Below are 18,202 nucleotides of genomic sequence, written 5' to 3'. Positions count from 1 at the left end.
TTAAGCGAGATAGTCAGTGACAAAAGATTGGATCAGTTATCTTTCTTCAGCATTTCGACTTGTCGATCTCCATGACAGTGCGCGGAGTTTCGGGTCTACGCCCACTTCTCTAAAGGAAGAACGGACAGGTCGACGTGACGGAGTATGGCTTCATCTTGCATGCGATTTACTTTCATATCTTGATGAATGTGATCTGGAAACAAACGAAGGGTGGAATCCTATTGGTCCATTCGTAAAAGACAATTGCGGGCGACATCGAAGCCTAAATGACGAGGATGTCCAACTGGTCATTAGCTATCTGGCCACGCCGACTGAGGTCTATTTCATAAAAGAAGAACCGACCAATGGTCAACTGAGGGTAGCCAGTACAAAAGACACAGCTCTGATTGAACGTCGCTCGATTCGAGGGCAGACAGATTTGTGTCGTTTGACCCAGCGTGGCCGCTTGGCTATTACCCTGGCAAAGGCCTCGCATAACTGGCTCTACACCCATCATGATGCTGACAAGCTCATGACGGCTCTTTTGTATGGAGAATTTCACGATATTCCAAAGCAATGTGCTTCTCTTGGGCAGTCGATTCGAGCATTTGCGCATGAAATCACCCGGACTATGGAGCAACCCGGACAGAACGATGTTATTTCGCATTTTCTTGATCGCGGCAGTCAGTACCTTGATTCCATCCGGAAGGTTCAAACCGCTGTACAGAATGCACGTGAACACTTGGGTACCGCGGATGTAAGAGAACGCTTTAACCAATGGTATGAACAGAATGAAGGAACGGGACTTGATCTCGGAGCGATGCGTAGAACGTTGGATGAACTTATGCAGACGGTTGAGCGCTTGAGCCGTCGGTTCTCTGCATTTCTTCATCAGGTAACTGATACACAACGTGAAGTGGTTGGCGCCATTCCTTTCGAGAAGGCAGCTCTGGCGTTTGTGTTTCAGCCGCCTTCGCTTGCAGTAATGGATATGTTGACCGTCAATCTTGGGGCGTGGCTGCCGGAAATGTGCTTCGGCGCCCCGGAGGACATGCAGGGTATTCTCCGAGCGGAAATAGATCGGCATCAGGCCAGTCAGCCGAAGGTTTTTGGGGATGACGCTGATGCTACACGCGAACGAACTGTCATGGAGATGTTTGTTAATGAACACCGTGAGGCAATGTTTGCTGCCTTGAAATCAGGCCCAGTTCTACTCGGTACAGCACTCACAATGGGTTGGGCAAAGATCGGTGACCAGTGTCATTTGACCGAACTCGTTGGCGTCTATAGCGCTCCTTCATGGCTGGGCCGTGGCGCAGACGTAATACAGCTTACACTCAGACCAGGCGGCCTTAACGCTCGTGTTGAAGGGCGCACTTGGCTGGCTGGGGATGATATCGAAATGCAGTTGGTGCAGGAACAGGGTGTGAACAATGGACCTGAATGATATGGGGCAGTTGCACGCCTTTCTCATGCGCTACCGGTGCATTGAATCACGCCCGCGTAACCGGAAGTTGCGGCGCAACGAAAGTGAACTGGCGGGCATCTTAATCGACTCCGGCACAGAAGGCCTTGAGCAGATGAATCGTTTTCTCGCGGGCCAAGGATTGGATCTGATCGAGTTCACGGATACGGACATGCCGGGTATCACCACGGGTGGGCGGGTATGGGTACTTGCACGCAGTCCGGAAGCCACACCTCCAGCATTCTTTTCGATTGATCAAGTGATGGCGCGCATGAAGTTGCGGGATGATACCCGGGAGGTAGCGGCAGTCTGGTATCTGCATATCTGGCTAATCCACTTGGCGCTGCTGTACAGCCGCAAAGGGCGGGCGGTGTCGGCGATCTCTGGGTATCTGGACAGCGCCTTTGAAGAGGAGACCCTAATTCAGGGAGTACGGGATCACATTGAACGGGTTCGAGGCATTGGTCTTGATGCTGGGGCAGAACAACGTGTCTATGAGATCCTATCGGATGAACGCGGCACTGATATTGCCAAACGAGTCCGCGCATTTCTAGGACTGATGGTGGACTCCGGATTGCTTGGGCGTGCCGACAGCGGCGTTTTTGAGCAAACCTTGCTGGGTGCTGTGGAGATCAGCCAAAGCTTTAGTCGGACTCTGCAGCACGTCCTTCCGGACGAGGATGCACTGTCCAACATTGTTAACATCTCCGCGCCGGTAGCTGAAAAAGGCGAAGAGGAAGAAGCCTGGCCGGAGGAAACGGAGTAACCGTGTCGACGATCAATCGCATAGAAGTCGCCAATTTCCTTAACCTCAATGGTGAGGGGGAGTCGGAAACATGGAATCCGCGTTATCGCGTTGTGACCTTCAACTTCCATGGTCAGTCCACGGCAATGAACATGACGAACGGGGTAGGCAAGACCAGCAATGTTGAGGCGTGGCTTGCCCTACTCACGCGAGATCCGCAGCTGATTTCTCGTACCCGCGAAAAGATGGCGCCGGAGCGTGATGGTTACTACTCACATATTCGTATTGAATTCGTCGTCCCTGAACGGGGTACGGCAGCGCAAGATGATTTTTTTGTCCAGCAGGGATCGCCGGTAGCCGGCAAAGAAACCTGGGTGTTTGGTATGTATGGCTATCGGTCGGCAGGGAGCATCAACTTCTACTATTACCGCGGCAGCCTGGAACAAGTACCGGTAGCCAATACAACTGGCGGTGCTCTAACTTTGTTGCCTAACAAAGAATTTCGGGCAGTGCTAAAAGCCGCAGAGCGCAATAGACATAATCCAGTCCGAGAGGACTGGATTGCAGAGTTGAGCCTGCATGTTTCCCCCATCAGCATGCGACGCCAAGCGGAGTATCAAAAGCGAGGAGGCGGCGACAAGAGTGCAGAGCTGTTTGCTCTTAAGAGTCGCAAGGGTGAGAACTATGATGTCACTTTCTTCTATGAAGTCATCGCCCCCGAATTGTTGTCCGGTCTCATGGATCGAGAAGGAGAAGAAGGTGAACACGAGTTCGAGGATACCATCCTCAATGCTGTGATGGATGTGATTCGCACGCGCCACAACACCCTTCGAAAAAAGGTCGAGTTGGAAAAGGTGGAAGAGGTGCTAGGTGTTCTGGCCGAAAACGCACAGAAGGCGGCGGATGCTGAACAGGCGCAGAAACAGTATGAGCAGCAACGAATGCGTATGGCTCAAGACGTTGTGCTACTTAGGAATTTGGTGCAAGAACAACCGCTGCCGGGGATCCCTGAATCACCAACCGGGAAGAATCATATCTCTATGCTAAAGGCTAGCATCATTATTGAACCAGGAGATCGGGACTATCGGGTTCTCGATACCGGCATTGCAAGCTTGACTGGGGAATCAGTCGGAGCTCTGAATCAGCGTGCTCGCCGGGTTCATTCAGAAGGGCGTAAAATTACGCAAGCTATTGTTATACCTTGTGATAGTTCGTCCGGGGAGCGCTCGGGCCAAAAACCCAGTTCCTACACTCCACCGGCGGCGCGTGAACTGGTTGAATCGAGTAGTAAGTGGGCTAATGGTCTTACTCGACAGATGGCGTTGGAGCTGCTCGATGATCTTGAGACGTGGTTCTTGAGTCAGGAAGCGCATCGTAATCGGTATCGCACTGAGCGAAATGAACTTGAATACGATATCGAGCAGTTGGGACGGGATTTGGAGAGCCAGCAGGAACGCAGTAATACGATTGCACACGAACTCGATGGACTGCGCGATCAGCAAACGCGTATGAAAGAAGATGAGGCCGCGTACAGAGATGTACAGGCCAGCGGAGAATTCACTGAAGACGAGTGGAGTGACCCGGGTCGTACAGCAGAACAGGTAGTGGTTGAGTATCAAGAGGCTGATCAGGCTCGGATGGAATTTCTTGCCGAGAGGACGCGTATCGATGCACGGAAGCCACAATGGGATGACTTTATCCGTCGATTCCCAGGGTCGGCCGATCCAGAAATAGTTCACCAGCAACACGAGGAAGAGAAGCAAAGTGCCGTTCAGCGCCTAGATGAGGTCAGCCGTCAGAAGGATCAAGCAGAAGACGAAGGGCGAACTCTACATGAGAAGTCATTAGAAGGAGAGTCAGCGGTCACCCGTTACAGGAGCTTGGTGGAACAGTTCGCTCGACTGGACGCAGGTCTCGGGATCTATGTCAGGGTGTTCGGCGATGAATCTCCCATCCGGCTGGATAACAAGGTGGTTCAGGAAAAGGTGCAGGCGGAAGCTGATATTAACGCCACGCGCGAGAAGATCGTAGAGTTCAAATCAATGATGGACGATCTGACGCGGTTTTACAGCGAGACGGGGGCCTCCTCTCCAATCGATTGGTTGTCAGCATGTGAGGAAGAACGAGCCACGCTCCAGGCGCGTAAGCCAGTAGTAGCGCGGGAAAAGTCCGAACTAACGCGTCAGCGTCAGGACCTCGAGGAGGAACAGGTTGCGGCCAGCCCGTCTGCCAGACAAGCGTTGGATTATCTTGAGGCAGCAAACGTCCCTTTTACTCCGCTACATCGGACAATCGAAGCAATGAGTTTGGATGATGATCGGCGGCGTGAAGTGCTTTCGTGTTTCTCTGCGGTCCTATTTGCACCGGTGGCAGCAACGGATGACGCAGCTCTCGCGGCAGCAGCATGTCTTGCTCAATACGATCTCCAGATCCCCGTGTTTATGGCCACTGCCTTGGAGTCCTTTGCACGGGAAGGGAATTTGAAGGCTGATAAGGACCAGGAGTTTTACTACGGGCTGATTGCCGGTGTGACCACACGGGCTGTCGCGTGCCTGCTAGATCCGGGCCTCGTCGAACGCGAGAAGGAACGTCTGGATAGTCTCATTGGCAATTTGGTTCAAGAGGCAGGCGAGATCGAGCGCAGGTTAAAAGCAACGTCCGAAAGCGCGCCCCTGATCGTACTGGCCCGTAAGGCGCAACTCGCGGTCGAGGCCAGTGCTGAATCGGAGCTAACGCGACAGCGTGAGCATCTGAAGGCTCTCGAAGACCGTCTACCGATCTTAAAACAGCGCGCATCGGACGAATCATTGAATGCCATTCGGGCAGCTCGGGAGTTTGACCGGCTCGGTGGTCAAAGGAAACGTGATGAGGTAACCCACAACCTAGAGGAACAGGAACGTCTGCTGGATGACCTCCGGCGCGCAGTGGAAAAGAATCGAATTCATCGCGAAACATTGGTTCAGGACGTGACTGGGGCACGGCGGCGTTTGGAGGAAGCGTACCCTGCTGATCTTCGGTCGTTACTGGAACAGGCGAAGCAGTTCTCGATTGAAGGCGGTGTCGAGTTCCTCAAGTACGCACCACACCGTGAGCAGGAACTAGAAGAAGCATTCAGACGGGCGAATGCCCGCAAGGAGTACCGTCTGAATCTGGTCCGGGCGGCAGCATACCTGACTGCAATCCAACGGGCACGAGAGGGAGAGGATATCAACGGGCTGATCGCCAAAAAGAAGGGTGAACTGACAAAGGTGAAGGCAGAAGTTGATCGCGTGTCCGAGAAGCGGGACGAATTAATTTCGCGCCGCAAGCCCTTGGACGGTGCAATGAAGGCTATCGATCAGGCGGCTCAGTTGGCTCAACAGCATTTTCAACCGGCGTCCAGGGTGGCTCTCGATCTGTCGGGGAGTGATATTGATCGCGAACAATTGGAATCCAATGAGATTTTCCAACAAGCCGAAGTGCTACGCGTGGCTGTCGAGAGAAGCGATGACCTGGCGGAGGTGGTTCGAGAGGCGGAGGCGCTCCAGGATCTGCTAAGTCAGATGGAGATTGAAAGGGACCTACAAGAGCTGCGTAGCCTGAAAAATCAGAGTGACAGTCACAAGAATGCATTTCTTGAGTCAGTGCAGCAAGCGAGCAAGCATGAAGGGTTAAGCGACGTCGAACGAGAGAGACTGCAAACGGTTCTGGATCTTAGCGGTACGCAACTAGTCATTGCGATGGCACGGGATATCCGTGAGATCTATGAGCGAGAGCGATCTCTATATGAGCAGGCCGCAGAGGCTGAGAGTGAGAGCCGCTCACTAGTGACAAAGCGGATCGGTTACTTTATTGAATCGGCACAGGACAATCTGGATTTGTTTAAACGTGTGGCTAGGGCCAAGCACGGTGATGAGCCCGCGCATTTCCAAGTATCAGCGGATATGATTTCGCGTGAAGAATCGGAAGCATTGATAGAAAATATAATCGCTACGTTGGATGAAGAGGAAGCGGCACGTAAGAAGCGACAAAAGCGAGGAATGGAAAATACCGAGAGTGATGATCAATACCGAGGGCGGCTGCGTGATCTTATCCGGCAAAATACCTATCGTCGTATTTTCAGATCACCTTCGGTTAAGTATGTAAGTCCTCATATTCGAAATGATGAACGTCCACGGCCCTTAACTCAGAGTCTCAGTAGCGGGCAGCGCACGGCCATGACCTTACAGTGGATTATTCGGCTGGCTGAGTTTGCTATATCTAGAGAACTACAAGGATCTATCTCACGTGTTTCCGCACGTCGGCGTGCTAGAGAGCGTGCTCAGAGCATTCTCTTTATTGATGGGCTGTTCTCAGACCTATCTGATGAGCAACTTATCCGGGAAGCCATGAGTGGCATTCGTAATACCCGAGGGCGGTTTCAGTTGATCGGCTTGATACATAACACGAAATACACGAACGACTTCGATGTGTTTCCTGTACTGCTCTTGGGGAAGGTAATCACCGGTCGCAATGGTTCCGGCGGTTGGGTCAGTATCGATGAGCACAGCGAAGAGACCAGTACTTTGGCTGACACGGTGCAGGTGGCCGAGATCCGCAAGGAGACGCGGCCATCTGTGATTGATGGATGAGCTACATGTTGTTGCGCGACCGCATTACCAATAATCTCCGAAAGAGAGCCCGGACGAGTGCCTCATTACGTGGGAACGGATTAGTTGAGCGACTCGTGCGTGATCTCCAATGCGATCGCACGGATGTACTCCGGGTGTTCCGTGAGCTGCGCACAGAAGGAATCCTTGTATGCGATGATTGGCTACGAGACGAGCCCCTCAGCAAGGTAACTGTCCATCTTCCGGAAGAATCCAATCCAACGGCAGATATCTGGCGTGATGTGCTGGAACATGCGGCCAAAGTTAAGGACGAATACGCGGCATTGGAACCTTTGGCTGAAGTCATGGAGGGGTTCCATTCATCCGAGATGTCGAGGCTATTGAATGGTCTCATCTCATTGAAGCAAGACCAAGAGTGTCTGCACAACACGCCTAGGTTTGAGGTCAGTGCCCGGTATCTACTCGGCTCGTCAAAGTTGTTGGACACTTTGCCAACCGCGTCTTTGCGGCAGTTCGGTATTGATGTCAGTCGTTTCCCGACCTTTCCCGGATATGTCATGGTGGCAGGCCCACCCGATCCTCGCGTAGTAGTATTAGTTGAAAACCCACACGCCTTCGAGCGCGCGATTGATGTTCTGGGTACGGACAGGGCAGCTTGGGTGTGTACCTATGGTTATGGACTGAGTCTGAAGTACAGCCAACATGGTGAGCAGCTTGCCGCGATTCTTGAAAGCAGGATGCCCCCGAGGACGCTGGTTCGGAAAGGTAGCCCACCTGGTTGGGATATTCTTCTTCGGCATGACCGAGTTTGCTTTTGGGGGGATCTAGACCTTGAGGGCCTTGCGATCTTCGAAAGACTACGTAAGTACAATCAGAACATAATGCTGAGTGGACTATATCAGCCGATGGTGGATTATTTGCGCGAAGGTGGGGGGCATCCCTATTGTAAGGCGGTGGGGAAGGTAGGGCAGGTGCCCAATTCATATGGAGACGATATCCAGCCATTAGCAGTCCTCTGCCGGGAACAAGCTGTAGATCAGGAATTTGTTTCGGAAAGCCAGATTTCGAAGTGGTGGGATGCTGAATTGAAGATTTGAATACAGGGTGAGTCACATTTCCCGATTGAATTGTCTGCCAGGGATGTTCAGCATTTGCCACCGTTAGTCTGAGAACAATGCAGTCAAGCCCAGGGACCGCCTGGTTCCCACTTATAGGTGAAAGTCTTCCCACGCGTCATCGCTTGTGTCGGCGGAACAAGAAACGTCTCCAAGAAACGGCAAACTGAATCAAATCGGAAATTTGGGAGCGGCCTTTCCCTTCAATCCATCTTTGACAAGACGAGACAGAAAATCCGTGAAGGGCACGATGTTGTGATTTACGCTGGCTTGTTCCAATGCATCCATGTAGGCATCCCGCCGTTGCAAGGGAACAACGGTCCAGGGATAGCCTCCACTGGCCAACATCACGTTCATTAGAAATCGCCCTATGCGGCCGTTGCCGTCCATATAGGGATGGATGTACACGAAGATAAAATGCCCGAGTACGACACGAACGGACGGATCTGTTTCGTCGCGCAGCAGGTCAAAAAAAGCAGGCATGGCATCGCGCACAGCTTCACAACTGGGCGGTACATGCATTGACCGACGAATATAAACGGGCCCGTTGCGATAACCGGCGAGATCGGCGGCGCGTAGCAATCCCGCTGTTACGCCCGGTGCAAACATTTCCCGATACCATATCCGGTGATCGTCATCAACGACGGTGCCGGGATTGTTACCTTGCAAGACTTTACCAACACTTTCCCGCACGGCTTGATAGGCCTGCCAGTAGCCGCGGGCGGCAAGCGCATTACGATGTTCCCTGTCATTCTCGTCTTCGTCCGGATTCCAGTTACCACTGCGTACGCGCTCGATCAGTTCAGGGCTGACACGATAGCCTTCAATAGACAAGGAATGATAGGCGTCTGAGACGTAAACATCCTCGACGTGTTTGAGATAGGCCTTGATGTCCTTGGGCTGGCCGGGTGCTTTGGGAAAGCGCTCGATGATCTTTTCCCGCATTTCCTGCCACATCAGGCGAATGCGATTGACATAGGGGGACTGTTCCCTCGCCGGTAGGATTACGGGAATCTGCGTCTCGAAGGGATCATTCTCGCGCACGTCGTATCCGGCCGTGCGCATGGTGTTGGTGATGTCGTCAGCGATCCGCTCACGGCCAATATTGCGGAACGCGCCGGCAAGCCGCCCGGCGATGGTGCTGTGCCCGCCTTCCAGCAGCCGGTCCAGCACTTCCGAGGCATCGCGCACCATCGACAGGGCGGCGCGCATATCGGTGGGGTTTTGCTGAAAATAGCCCGGCGCGCAGGCGATCAGCGCCGCTGGGAGCGAAAACAGACGCAGGCCGTTTTTTTCCACGATATCCTTGCTGTCTGGCAATGTGGCCCGGATATCCAGTAGCGATGTGTTATGTGGCAAGGCCGTGATGTTATTGCGCGCCTTGATGGCCCGGACCAGTAACTGGCGCGGGACGGTCCAGTTCTCGGCATGGATTGACAGGGATTGTTCCGGCGACAGACACCAGTCGTTACCCTTGAGGTGTTGGAGATAGGCAGCGCAGAATGGCCAGAAAGCGGCATACCAGGCGGTGCTTTCGCCGGCTGTCTCGTCCGGGCGTGTAGGGACATACCAGCCTTTGATTACTTCTTGCAGAAAGCCATTGCGAAGCAGGCGCTCCCGATGGGTCCGCGACAGGTCGGCAGAGCGTATGGCGACTGTGCCTTGTGCTTGCAGTTCGTGGAGCGCCTCCAGGGATTCGGCCAGTTTTTCAGAAGGTTTTGCCATGGTCTTTTGGAATAGTATTCGCTAATTAAGCTGTGATATATTTCGCTAATCATGTTGTACCATGGTTCGCTTATTGTGTCGAGTAGATATTCGCCTGCTGAGTCGCCGACCGGAGAAAGGAAGAGGTTGAACCTCGTAAGGGCTCAAAAAACTGTAACTTAATGTGTAACTTATTAAGGAAATATTCTAAATAATCGTTAAAAAACAATAGTGTAACACCAGTGCATCATAGGGGTGTGCTGCTGGGATTTTGCGGCTTTGGTCATCAGGCAGGACGACAACTATTCAAAGGTGTAGTGTTTTTCCACGTCTTTGGTGATCTCCCAGGTGCACTTCATGCCTGCGGGAAAGGTGATCAGATCGCCACGGCCGAACGCCTGGGGCTCGCCCCCCTCCGGGGTGACGATGAACTTGCCGCGCAGGATGTAGCAGGTCTCGGTTTGGGTGTACTCCCAATCGAACTTCGAGGCCTCCTTCTCCCAGATCGGCCAGTCGTAGACCCCCTGGATCTCCAGCTTCATGGCGGAGGGGCGGTGTTCGCAGAGAATTTTCAGTTCAGTCATGTTATCCGTATCGTTCTGGCGTTGATGGGTAGGCCTACACCGGGGCGCGGCCGTGAATCAGACGGCAGAGTTTACCGCGAATGGGGGGAGGAGGTTAACCCGGGATTTAGCGGTGCGCCAAGGCGCACTACGGGGTTCACAATATAGCGTGGGGTGCGGCTTGCCGCACCGTCCTGCTATAAATTTATCGACCTGACTGATTTCAATAGGGATTGTGTGTTGGCGATCAACTCGAGCAACAAAGTCTCGTCTTGCTCAAGATAGCCCCCGTATTCGGCGCGATTGCGTCTGTCATGGCAAAGAGAGAAGGTCCTGATCCGACTTTTGCTGAGATTGCAAGTATGGGCAAGACATTGAAATACCAGATAACGCTTATCCGAGCGATAACCAGCGGATCTTAATGCGGCCAGCGCCAAACCATGGGCGGCGTTATAGGCCAAATCGAATCGGCTGGCATAGGAAAGGTTGGTATTCTCCGCATCGTTGAGACGATCGATGGCCGTTTGCAATAGTCCATAAAACTCACGCTTATCTGGTGGTTCCTTTTGCAGTGCCTTGCTCTTGTAGAGGTTCTCCAAAGTCATTGATTACTCCTTTAATCATCAGTTTGGGTTGTTTCATAACCCGTTCCAAAAAGCTGCTTCCCTGCTGCAACCTCGAATTGAACTCAGAGAGGGTATAGATCGTCGGATTGATTGTTCGTTGCAGTGAAGACTCCACCGGTAACAGCAGCTCGACGATATCGCTATAGGTCAGGTTACCCACCAACATCAGATCCAGATCGCTGGTTTGCGAGTCTTCCAGTTTGGCGATTGATCCATACACGAATGCCACATCGATATGAGCCTCCTGTGACCTCAATGCCTGCCGAATCACATCCGCTACGCCAAAGGTTTTTCTGACGATATTCAGCAGGTCTGGATAGATCGGATTATCGGCATTGGCTTGATAGTGAAGCTGATTGCCCGTTCGCGATGAAACAAGCAAGCCCGCAGCTGTCATCCGCTCCAATTCACGGCGCACGGTCCCGCGTCCCATATCAGCCCAGCGGACTATTTCATTGGCGTAGAAACTCTTGTCAGGTGTGCCGTATAGCAGGCTGAGAACCCTTTGCTGGGTTTTGGTGAATAAGGCATCGCCGATCGAGGTGGGTTGCATCTGAATTCCTATAAAAGACCCATAATGGGTACTATAGGACCTAAATTGAGTCGTATCAAGCTATGGAGTACTCTCGTTCCCATGCTTCGCGTGGGTATGCAAACCCAGCATCACAACTCATTTCTCATTTAGTCTAACCATTGGATGCGTTTCCATAACTGTCTCAATCGCTTACCTTTTTCAGGATTAAGCCAAACAGCATAGGCAACCCGGCCACCCAGGTGTGCCTTAAAATCGTCAACACCCTCACGGTTCTGACTCTCGGGTCCCCAACGCACACAGTTGTGGAGTATCGCCTTCAATCGATCGAACTCCTCCCTGGGCAGGTTGGGCCTTTGATTGATCACCATACCCCCCAGGCGTTGGGATTGTGCCTGGGTCTGAACCCGTGTCTTACGATGGTTTATCTCGAAACCCTCTTCGATGGTGATGGCGCCGATCAGCCCTTGTAGAAACGGCGCTAGTCGCAGCAATTCCCTGGCGCCCGAAAAGGCGAGGTCATCCGCGTAACGGGTGTAGTCGAGGGAGAAACGGTTGGCGACACCCTGTAGACGGCAGTCGAATCGAAATGCAGCAAGATTGGCGAGAGTGGGTGAGGTGGGGGCGCCCTGGGGGAGGTGTTTGTCCCTGAGCCGTTTCTGCATCGCCCAGGGAAGCGCATTGAAGGTATCACCCGCAAGTAATGCGGAGCTGGTATGGGTACACAAACCTTGCAGCAGATAGGCGACGCTCCAAGGGTAACCGAGACGGTGAAACATTGCGCCAATGCGGTATACGGGAACAGTGTGAAAGAAGTCCTTCAGATCCATGCGCAGGACAACCTCTTTGCCGAGATGGGGTTCGACAAAGTGCTTGATGGAGCGGCCGCGAACGAATCCCTTTGCGCAGGGATGGGGCGGTACCCGGTTGAGGATCTCCCTCAATATCTGCCGTTGCAGCATCTTGAGGCGGGTCTTGGGTATCTCGATCAGGCGCGGCGGGCCTGATCGCTTTTCGATCCACTGGTAGCGGTAGTGGTGCAGTCTGGATTCCGTGACTTTGCACTGTCGCCGCTCGCGGTCGGCGAACCAGGCCAACTCATGATCGAACAGGCCGAGCCACTGCTGAAGATCCTTGACGGTCGACAGTGACGGCAGGGGAAAGGTGAGCAGTTTGTCAGGCGGTCTGCCCATGACCGGCGAATCGAGCAGAATAACCGGCTGCTCTTTCCGGTCCTGTCTCTCAAACCGCTGGTGCAGTTCATCGTCGGCATGAAGAAAGTTGACGAGTTGCTTATAGGAAGGAGGCTACCCCTCATCGAAATGGAAAATCAAGCGTGCGGCCAAGCGCCCGGGATCGGGTGGACCGCCTTCAAAGGTGCGCTGCAGGCGATCGCATAGGGCGTGCTTGTCCCAGGCACCGCCAAGAATGGAAAGCGTCAGCAAACGTACATTGTTGTTGAAACAGGACAATCCATTCCCCAATCAGAAGGCTCGGTTCGAAAGCCTCCGAGCATACTGTGTAACCAAGTGCGACCAGCCTCCGACCCTGCTCGTATGGCTGGTACCCTCTTGCGTGAAGCGCAACGTGGTACCAGCAACGGAAATGTTGGCTATAACGCTACCCCGGGGTAGCCCCGGAGTGTCCGGCGACCTTGGCGTGCCATAGTCGCGGAACTGCTCGGAGCGCCGGCCGCAGGGACATGGTGGAAACAATGGATGCTGAAGTCAAGCCACACCATTGAGACGAGTATAGGGTGCGGCTTGCCGCACCGTTATCCTTTAACGATCGCTTCAATCCTATTTATCACCAGACCAACACGTGCCTGGCTGGCCTGGTCTCCCGGTATATGACCGGACAAAGCAGCAATAAACCTATTATCACTCAACAGTTGAGCAAATCGTGCACGAACATTCTCAATCAATTCTTGATCAGCGGTTTGAACATCATTGACAATTTCAGGCCTGCCATCAAGTACAGCGATCATATCCTCGATATCATGGCTCAACAGATAGTCGCCTCTGCCACGGCCATCAAAGGCTTCCATTTTGGTGGAGAGGAAATAGGGGGCTGTGACCATGCGAATATTGCGACCGGATGGTAGTGTCGTAACTTCAGCGTGTTTCAACGCTGATTCATACCAGCGATTTCCGAAGCCAAGAATGCGGCTGTCGGTCGGCATCATATCGAGAATCACGTCATCGGCAAGCCAGCGACAGAGTGGGGCGCCATCGCTGAAATCTTCGCGAAATCCTTGCTTGCGTAATTTCTCAGAGAAGCGTTGATAGGCGGCAAGCGTAGAGGCTTCAACAATTGTATCCACATCCTTCGTGACCCGAAGCGGTGGAGCCGCCTTATCGGTGATCAACAGACCTGTCGCACAGCCTCCCAGGAATACCATCTCATTACTTAGTGCCCCCAGCCGCTCTACGGCTTGGGTGAGGATTTTTAGGTTTGGATTTTGCTCCCTTTTCATAACGATTGAACCTCCTTGTCAATTCCTTTACTGCGATATTACGTTCCCTGGCTTTGCCGCCTCGTATCGCGTCGACCAGTGCCAGCAATTCATAGAGGGCTGGGTCATTCCTTGACGCTTCAGGGGCCGAGCGATAGAGGGGTGAAAAAATCATACCACGTATCTCACCTTGCGAATCAGGCCATACCGGTGGCGGTTCCTGGTCAGGCACAATCTTCTCAGATAGGGTAGGGGCTGCATGAGCGGTCGGCATACCTCTCGTCAACGCTCCTCGTTCCGGTGCGAATGCATAGCGGATACCATGGATTAGAAACTCTTCCAGATTTCTGAAATTTGGTTGGATCTCCTTGTCGATTTGCAGGGCGAGTTCGGCTGTGATCGCGCGTTTGATGGCTCCATGAACCTCGGAAGGACTCATATCCAGCTCTATCGCCAACCGATTATAGGACCAGGGCCGTTTACCGAGTACGACCAGTTTAAGGAGGACCAGGATATCTTGTGGCTTGAGTAGCATATCATTCAAAATTCGCAGTTCGCGAATAAAGAATAACACATATTCTCAATTTTACAATTGATCTTTAAATGTGAGGTGTGGCTGTTCAAATTTTACCCTCGGGGAGGGGTTTTACTCGATATTCGGTTTTGGCGTCAGAGATCTTGGTATGAAGGACTGAGCCTTTTCACTGACAGTGAAGATGGTGACGTATTTACTCTGTTGTACTCTTTCAATGATGCTGATTCACAATGTGAAGCAGCAGTATCTACTATTTCAAATAGCAGAATAAGTTGAAATGGTGTGCAATGGTTGTTGCGTCCTCAATGATATGGGCTCCCGGTTTCTCTGACTAAATCTCCCACCCTAAACTAAGCGTTGGGCAGGAGAGGAATCCATACCATTGAGATGCAGCTGGCATTGAAGCAGTATGACTTTTTACGAGGTGTGTTTCCACGCTCCAGTATCTTAAGCATTCCAACGCTGGAGTGCTGGAATGGGGGGGTATGGTATACGGTGACACTGCTCAGATCAGTGCAGGCAGCACTTTTTGTATTTCTTGCCGCTGCCGCAGGGGCAGGGGTCGTTGCGGCCGACTGGGGTTTGTTCGCGTTTCTTTATTAGCTCATCCTGTGGGATTTCGTCGCGTCTGGACAGCCAGTAGGCGTGGATCTGCCTGGCGTTGGGGGCGATTTTCAGCTGGATGGATTCGACTACATCGTAGGATTTGCCGTGTCCCTTCCAGTCGGTTGCCGCGGTGAAGGCGAGGATTGGGCTCAGCAGGGCGGCCATCTCTTTGCCGCCGCTGCGCCAATGGTCGGGGGAGAGCTCCGTACCACGGTGGTAGCCTTCGCACCATTCGTCCACGATGAGAACGGTTTTGTTTTCGACGATGCGTTCCAGGTAGAGGGGTTCGAAATCCTCGGGGTACTCCATCAGGGTGGTCACGATACCGTTCAGGTGGCGTATCAAGAGGGAAAGGATTTCGCTGAAGGCCTCCTCGTTTTCCCATTCGGGTTCAAAGTCGCCCCAGATCGAAGGCAGCCACACGGATGGCGGGATGGTTACCGGCCCGCTGGCGATGGCGGTGAGGAAGCCATCCAGGGTGGAGATGTCGAAGATACCTTCGTCCATCCCCTCTGTGATGAACTGGTCGTCGACGCGGTTCAGCAGGAATTGATCGAGTCGTTCGATCTCTTCTTCGCTTAAAGGGTGGTTAAGATCTTCCATGGTCTTCAGCTAACCGTCATTTCATTGGTCATAGCGTTATTCTAGAGAACATGGGTGGTTCTGCTCAACTTTTCCCTGATGGGTCAGCGCCGATTTTTGTGAAATATCTCGGTGCGGCAAGCCGCACCCTACAAGGTGGTTATACAGGGCGTAGGGTGCGGCTTGCCGCACCGTACAGGTCAGAGGCGCTTCTCTGCCGGTGCGGATTCGACAACCGGGTCAGACAGGTTGGACTGGATCAGTGTGAGGAATTGCCGGGTGCAGGCCTCCCAGGAGTAGCCTTCGGCGAATTGCCGGCAGCTGTTGCGGTCGACCTCCAGAGCCCTGGTGACGGCGGTCGGCAGGTCTTCGTCCATCCAGCCGTTGATGCCATTTTTGATCACATCGAGCGGGCCCTCAACCGGGTAGGTGGCGACGGGTACGCCGCAGGCCATGGCTTCCAGCATCACCAGGCCGAAGGTGTCGGTGCGGCTGGGGAAGACCATCACATCGGCGGAGGCGAGGAGGCGGGTGAGATCGCCGTTTTTCCGGTAGCCGAGAAAATGGGCCTGAGGGTAGCGTTGTTGCAGGGATTCCAGGGCGGGCCCATCGCCGATCACCACCTTGGAGCCTGGCATCTTCAGGTCAAGGAAATCGGTGATATTCTTTTCCACCGCCACCCGGCCCAGGTATAGGGCAATGGGGTGGGGCAAATCCAGTACCGGCTGATCGATGGGTACGAAGTGTTCGATATCAACCCCACGCGTCCAGTATTCGAGGTTTTTGAAGCCATGTGATTCCAGGGTCTTCTTCATTGAGCCGGTCGCCACCATGGTCAAGGTCGCCTTATTGTGGAAGGCCCTGACAAAGGCGTAAGAGAGCGAAAGGGGGATGGGGGCGCGCAGCCTCACATACTCAGGGAAACGGGTATGGTAGGTTGTGGTGTAGGGGTGGTTATGCCTGAGGCAATAGCGCCGCCCGGCCCATCCGATGGGGCCTTCGGTGGAGAGATGAATGGCGTCGGGTTGAAACGCATCCAGCATTTCCTTCACTCTGGCATAGGGAAACAGGGCCAACGGGATATCGGGGTAGGTCGGCATCGGCACGCTGCGGAACAGTCCCGGATTGATGCAGAGCACTTCATGTCCCCACTCCTTCAACAGACTGATGGTTTTATCAAGGGTGCGAACGACGCCGTTAATTTGTGGAAACCACGCGTCCGTCGCTATTGCTATGCGCATGCGTTTTCTCTTTTTCATCCAGAAGATTCATCGATTCGTCGACCCAGCGGATCAGCTTCAGTGATCCATCGGGCTCTTCGGCCAGGGCAGTGCAGCTCTCCACACAGTCGCCGCAGTTGGCGTAGGTGAGACCGGCTATATCACTGATCACCGCATGATGGATGTGGCCGCAGATGACGCCATCCAGATTGCGCTCGTGCACGGTGTGGATCACGGCTTGTTCGAAGTTGCTGATATACTTGACCGCTTCTTTGACCTGGTTTTTCAGGTAGGCGGAGAGGGACCAATAGCCGAAGCCGAGGCGCCGCCGGGCAACGTTGAACCAGCGGTTGAGCCACAGCAGCAGGTCGTAGGCGTCACTGCCAAGATGGGCCAGCCATTTGTTGTTCAGCACCACACCGTCGAACTCATCGCCGTGGAGGATCAGGAATCGCCGGTTATCCTCAGTGGTGTGGATCACCTCTTTCCGGATCTCGATGCCGGAGAGATGGAAGTTGAGGTAGTCACGCAGCAGCTCGTCATGGTTACCCGGCACATATACCACCCGGGTGCCCCGTTTCGCCTTGGCGATGATCTGCTGAATGATTTCGTTGTTGATGGCTGGCCAGTACCACCCGGATCGCATCTTCCAGAAATCGATAACATCCCCCACCAAATAGAGGTTGTCGCTATCGGTGTGTTTGAGGAAGTCGAGGAGATATTCAGTGCGGGAGGCGCGCAGGCCGAGGTGGGTATCGGATATGAAGAGACTCTTATAATGTAGCGTCGCCATATACTTGCGCTCATGTGCTTCATTGCATGCGCACCATAGGGGTGGACTGTTGCAGTTTGATGTGGGGAATATGATTTGTTTATGACGCGGTCGATTTTTTTTGTATAAGCTGTTAGAAATGCCGTCATGTCAGAGAAACCACAACAGAATGTAGGTATCAGGCGTTTGGCAAATGCCCTGGGCTGGTCTATGAAAGGTCTAACAGCGACCTTTAGACATGAGGAGGCGTTCAGGCAGGAGGTCTATCTGCTGATCCTGCTGGCGCCCTTGGGATTCTGGTTGGGGAATGACGGCGTGGAGCGGGCATTGCTGGTGGCGCCGCTGTTGATCGTACTGATCGTGGAGCTGATCAACAGCGCGATTGAAAGCGTTGTCGACAGGATCAGCGATGAAAAGCATCAGTTGTCGGGACGGGCCAAGGATCAGGGGTCTGCGGCGGTTTTGATATCCCTGCTGCTGGTTGTTTTGTGTTGGGGATTGGTATTGGCCAGTAGGCTGTCAACTTAGGGCCTGTTAACACTAATCCAATACGCCCTGCTGGGGCTGTTTTCGTGCCCAGCAAGGCAGAGTGAGCGAGGTGTAGTCATTCTACATGAGCGAACGATAACGCCGCTGGGGACGAAAACAACCCCAGCCCTTCGGGTTGCGCCCCGAAGGAAGTGCCCTTGGGGTATGCCTGAAAAAGCGCCACTC

16 protein-coding genes are annotated in these 18,202 nt (G+C 53.4%); 5 read left to right on the top strand and 11 right to left on the bottom strand.

From position 1 onward, the window contains the following. Window positions 1-16 precede the first annotated feature (16 nt). The 4 genes from CODIS_RS09040 to CODIS_RS09025 are packed head-to-tail and all read left to right on the top strand — an operon-like array spanning window position 17 to window position 7,875. Complete coding sequence (locus CODIS_RS09040; RefSeq protein WP_069124235.1) at window positions 17-1,426, top strand: hypothetical protein; 1,410 nt, start codon at window positions 17-19, stop codon at window positions 1,424-1,426. After that, complete coding sequence (locus CODIS_RS09035; protein ID WP_069124233.1) at window positions 1,413-2,210, top strand: hypothetical protein; 798 nt, start codon at window positions 1,413-1,415, stop codon at window positions 2,208-2,210. Before CODIS_RS09040 ends, CODIS_RS09035 begins: the two co-directional genes overlap by 14 nt. Before the next feature lie 2 nt (window positions 2,211-2,212). Next, a complete protein-coding gene (locus CODIS_RS09030) occupies window positions 2,213-6,799 on the top strand; it encodes a hypothetical protein (RefSeq protein ID WP_069124229.1) in 4,587 nt (1,528 codons plus the stop codon). A 5-nt stretch (window positions 6,800-6,804) separates the two neighbouring features. After that, window positions 6,805-7,875, top strand: a complete 1,071-nt coding sequence (locus tag CODIS_RS09025) for a Wadjet anti-phage system protein JetD domain-containing protein (protein ID WP_235615171.1) — start codon at window positions 6,805-6,807, stop codon at window positions 7,873-7,875. A gap of 189 nt (window positions 7,876-8,064) precedes the next feature. Here CODIS_RS09025 and CODIS_RS09020 read toward each other — a convergent pair whose 3' ends face one another. From CODIS_RS09020 to CODIS_RS08975, 11 genes are all read right to left on the bottom strand, one after another. After that, window positions 8,065-9,618 carry a Fic family protein gene (locus CODIS_RS09020; protein ID WP_069124223.1) on the bottom strand — a complete coding sequence of 518 codons (1,554 nt, stop codon included), beginning with the start codon at window positions 9,616-9,618 and terminating at the stop codon, window positions 8,065-8,067. Window positions 9,619-9,899: 281 nt separating this feature from the next. Next, window positions 9,900-10,181, bottom strand: coding sequence for a cupin domain-containing protein (locus CODIS_RS09015; protein WP_069124221.1), 282 nt, complete (start codon window positions 10,179-10,181; stop codon window positions 9,900-9,902). A gap of 176 nt (window positions 10,182-10,357) precedes the next feature. After that, window positions 10,358-10,765, bottom strand: a complete 408-nt coding sequence (locus tag CODIS_RS09010; RefSeq protein WP_069124218.1) for a hypothetical protein — start codon at window positions 10,763-10,765, stop codon at window positions 10,358-10,360. Next, complete coding sequence (locus tag CODIS_RS09005; RefSeq protein ID WP_069124217.1) at window positions 10,710-11,339, bottom strand: transcriptional regulator; 630 nt, start codon at window positions 11,337-11,339, stop codon at window positions 10,710-10,712. The genes CODIS_RS09010 and CODIS_RS09005 overlap by 56 nt, the downstream gene beginning before the upstream one ends. A gap of 128 nt (window positions 11,340-11,467) precedes the next feature. Next, the gene (locus CODIS_RS09000; RefSeq protein WP_083220654.1) at window positions 11,468-12,511 is read right to left on the bottom strand and encodes a reverse transcriptase family protein; all 1,044 of its coding nucleotides are present in this window, start codon (window positions 12,509-12,511) and stop codon (window positions 11,468-11,470) included. A gap of 114 nt (window positions 12,512-12,625) precedes the next feature. Then, window positions 12,626-12,790 (bottom strand): hypothetical protein, encoded by a 165-nt coding sequence (locus CODIS_RS20945; protein ID WP_154723066.1) that lies wholly within the window; start codon window positions 12,788-12,790, stop codon window positions 12,626-12,628. Between the two features lie 302 nt (window positions 12,791-13,092). Beyond that, entirely contained in the window at window positions 13,093-13,794 is a 702-nt protein-coding gene (locus CODIS_RS08995; protein WP_069124216.1) for a hypothetical protein, read from the bottom strand. Then, window positions 13,724-14,347, bottom strand: a complete 624-nt coding sequence (locus CODIS_RS08990; RefSeq protein WP_305782099.1) for a hypothetical protein — start codon at window positions 14,345-14,347, stop codon at window positions 13,724-13,726. Before CODIS_RS08990 ends, CODIS_RS08995 begins: the two co-directional genes overlap by 71 nt. Before the next feature lie 471 nt (window positions 14,348-14,818). Further along, window positions 14,819-15,517: a UPF0149 family protein gene (locus CODIS_RS08985; protein ID WP_069124214.1), complete on the bottom strand. Its 699-nt coding sequence runs from the start codon at window positions 15,515-15,517 to the stop codon at window positions 14,819-14,821. A gap of 179 nt (window positions 15,518-15,696) precedes the next feature. After that, a complete protein-coding gene (locus CODIS_RS08980; RefSeq protein WP_069124212.1) occupies window positions 15,697-16,737 on the bottom strand; it encodes a glycosyltransferase family 4 protein in 1,041 nt (346 codons plus the stop codon). Continuing rightward, entirely contained in the window at window positions 16,694-17,509 is an 816-nt protein-coding gene (locus CODIS_RS08975; RefSeq protein WP_069124209.1) for a UDP-2,3-diacylglucosamine diphosphatase, read from the bottom strand. Before CODIS_RS08975 ends, CODIS_RS08980 begins: the two co-directional genes overlap by 44 nt. A gap of 126 nt (window positions 17,510-17,635) precedes the next feature. Here CODIS_RS08975 and CODIS_RS08970 point away from each other — a divergent pair, with 126 nt between their 5' ends. Beyond that, window positions 17,636-18,016: a diacylglycerol kinase gene (locus CODIS_RS08970; RefSeq protein WP_069124207.1), complete on the top strand. Its 381-nt coding sequence runs from the start codon at window positions 17,636-17,638 to the stop codon at window positions 18,014-18,016. Window positions 18,017-18,202: the final 186 nt, after the last annotated feature.

Origin of the sequence: Candidatus Thiodiazotropha endolucinida, assembly GCF_001715975.1 — a bacterium.
Lineage (GTDB): Bacteria > Pseudomonadota > Gammaproteobacteria > Chromatiales > Chromatiaceae > Thiodiazotropha > Thiodiazotropha endolucinida.
The sequence above is the reverse complement of the archived record's forward strand: the minus strand, read 5'-3'. Positions and strand labels throughout refer to the sequence as shown.

Coding starts and splice junctions, on each gene's coding strand:
- CODIS_RS09035 (WP_069124233.1), top strand. CDS start 1,413: ATGGACCTGAATGATATGGGGCAGTTGCACGCCTTTCTCATGCGCTAC.
- CODIS_RS08980 (WP_069124212.1), bottom strand. CDS start 16,737: ATGCGCATAGCAATAGCGACGGACGCGTGGTTTCCACAAATTAACGGC.
- CODIS_RS09020 (WP_069124223.1), bottom strand. CDS start 9,618: ATGGCAAAACCTTCTGAAAAACTGGCCGAATCCCTGGAGGCGCTCCAC.
- CODIS_RS08975 (WP_069124209.1), bottom strand. CDS start 17,509: ATGGCGACGCTACATTATAAGAGTCTCTTCATATCCGATACCCACCTC.
- CODIS_RS09010 (WP_069124218.1), bottom strand. CDS start 10,765: ATGACTTTGGAGAACCTCTACAAGAGCAAGGCACTGCAAAAGGAACCA.
- CODIS_RS08995 (WP_069124216.1), bottom strand. CDS start 13,794: ATGAAAAGGGAGCAAAATCCAAACCTAAAAATCCTCACCCAAGCCGTA.
- CODIS_RS09015 (WP_069124221.1), bottom strand. CDS start 10,181: ATGACTGAACTGAAAATTCTCTGCGAACACCGCCCCTCCGCCATGAAG.
- CODIS_RS09005 (WP_069124217.1), bottom strand. CDS start 11,339: ATGCAACCCACCTCGATCGGCGATGCCTTATTCACCAAAACCCAGCAA.
- CODIS_RS08985 (WP_069124214.1), bottom strand. CDS start 15,517: ATGGAAGATCTTAACCACCCTTTAAGCGAAGAAGAGATCGAACGACTC.
- CODIS_RS09025 (WP_235615171.1), top strand. CDS start 6,805: ATGTTGTTGCGCGACCGCATTACCAATAATCTCCGAAAGAGAGCCCGG.
- CODIS_RS08970 (WP_069124207.1), top strand. CDS start 17,636: ATGTCAGAGAAACCACAACAGAATGTAGGTATCAGGCGTTTGGCAAAT.
- CODIS_RS09000 (WP_083220654.1), bottom strand. CDS start 12,511: ATGGGCAGACCGCCTGACAAACTGCTCACCTTTCCCCTGCCGTCACTG.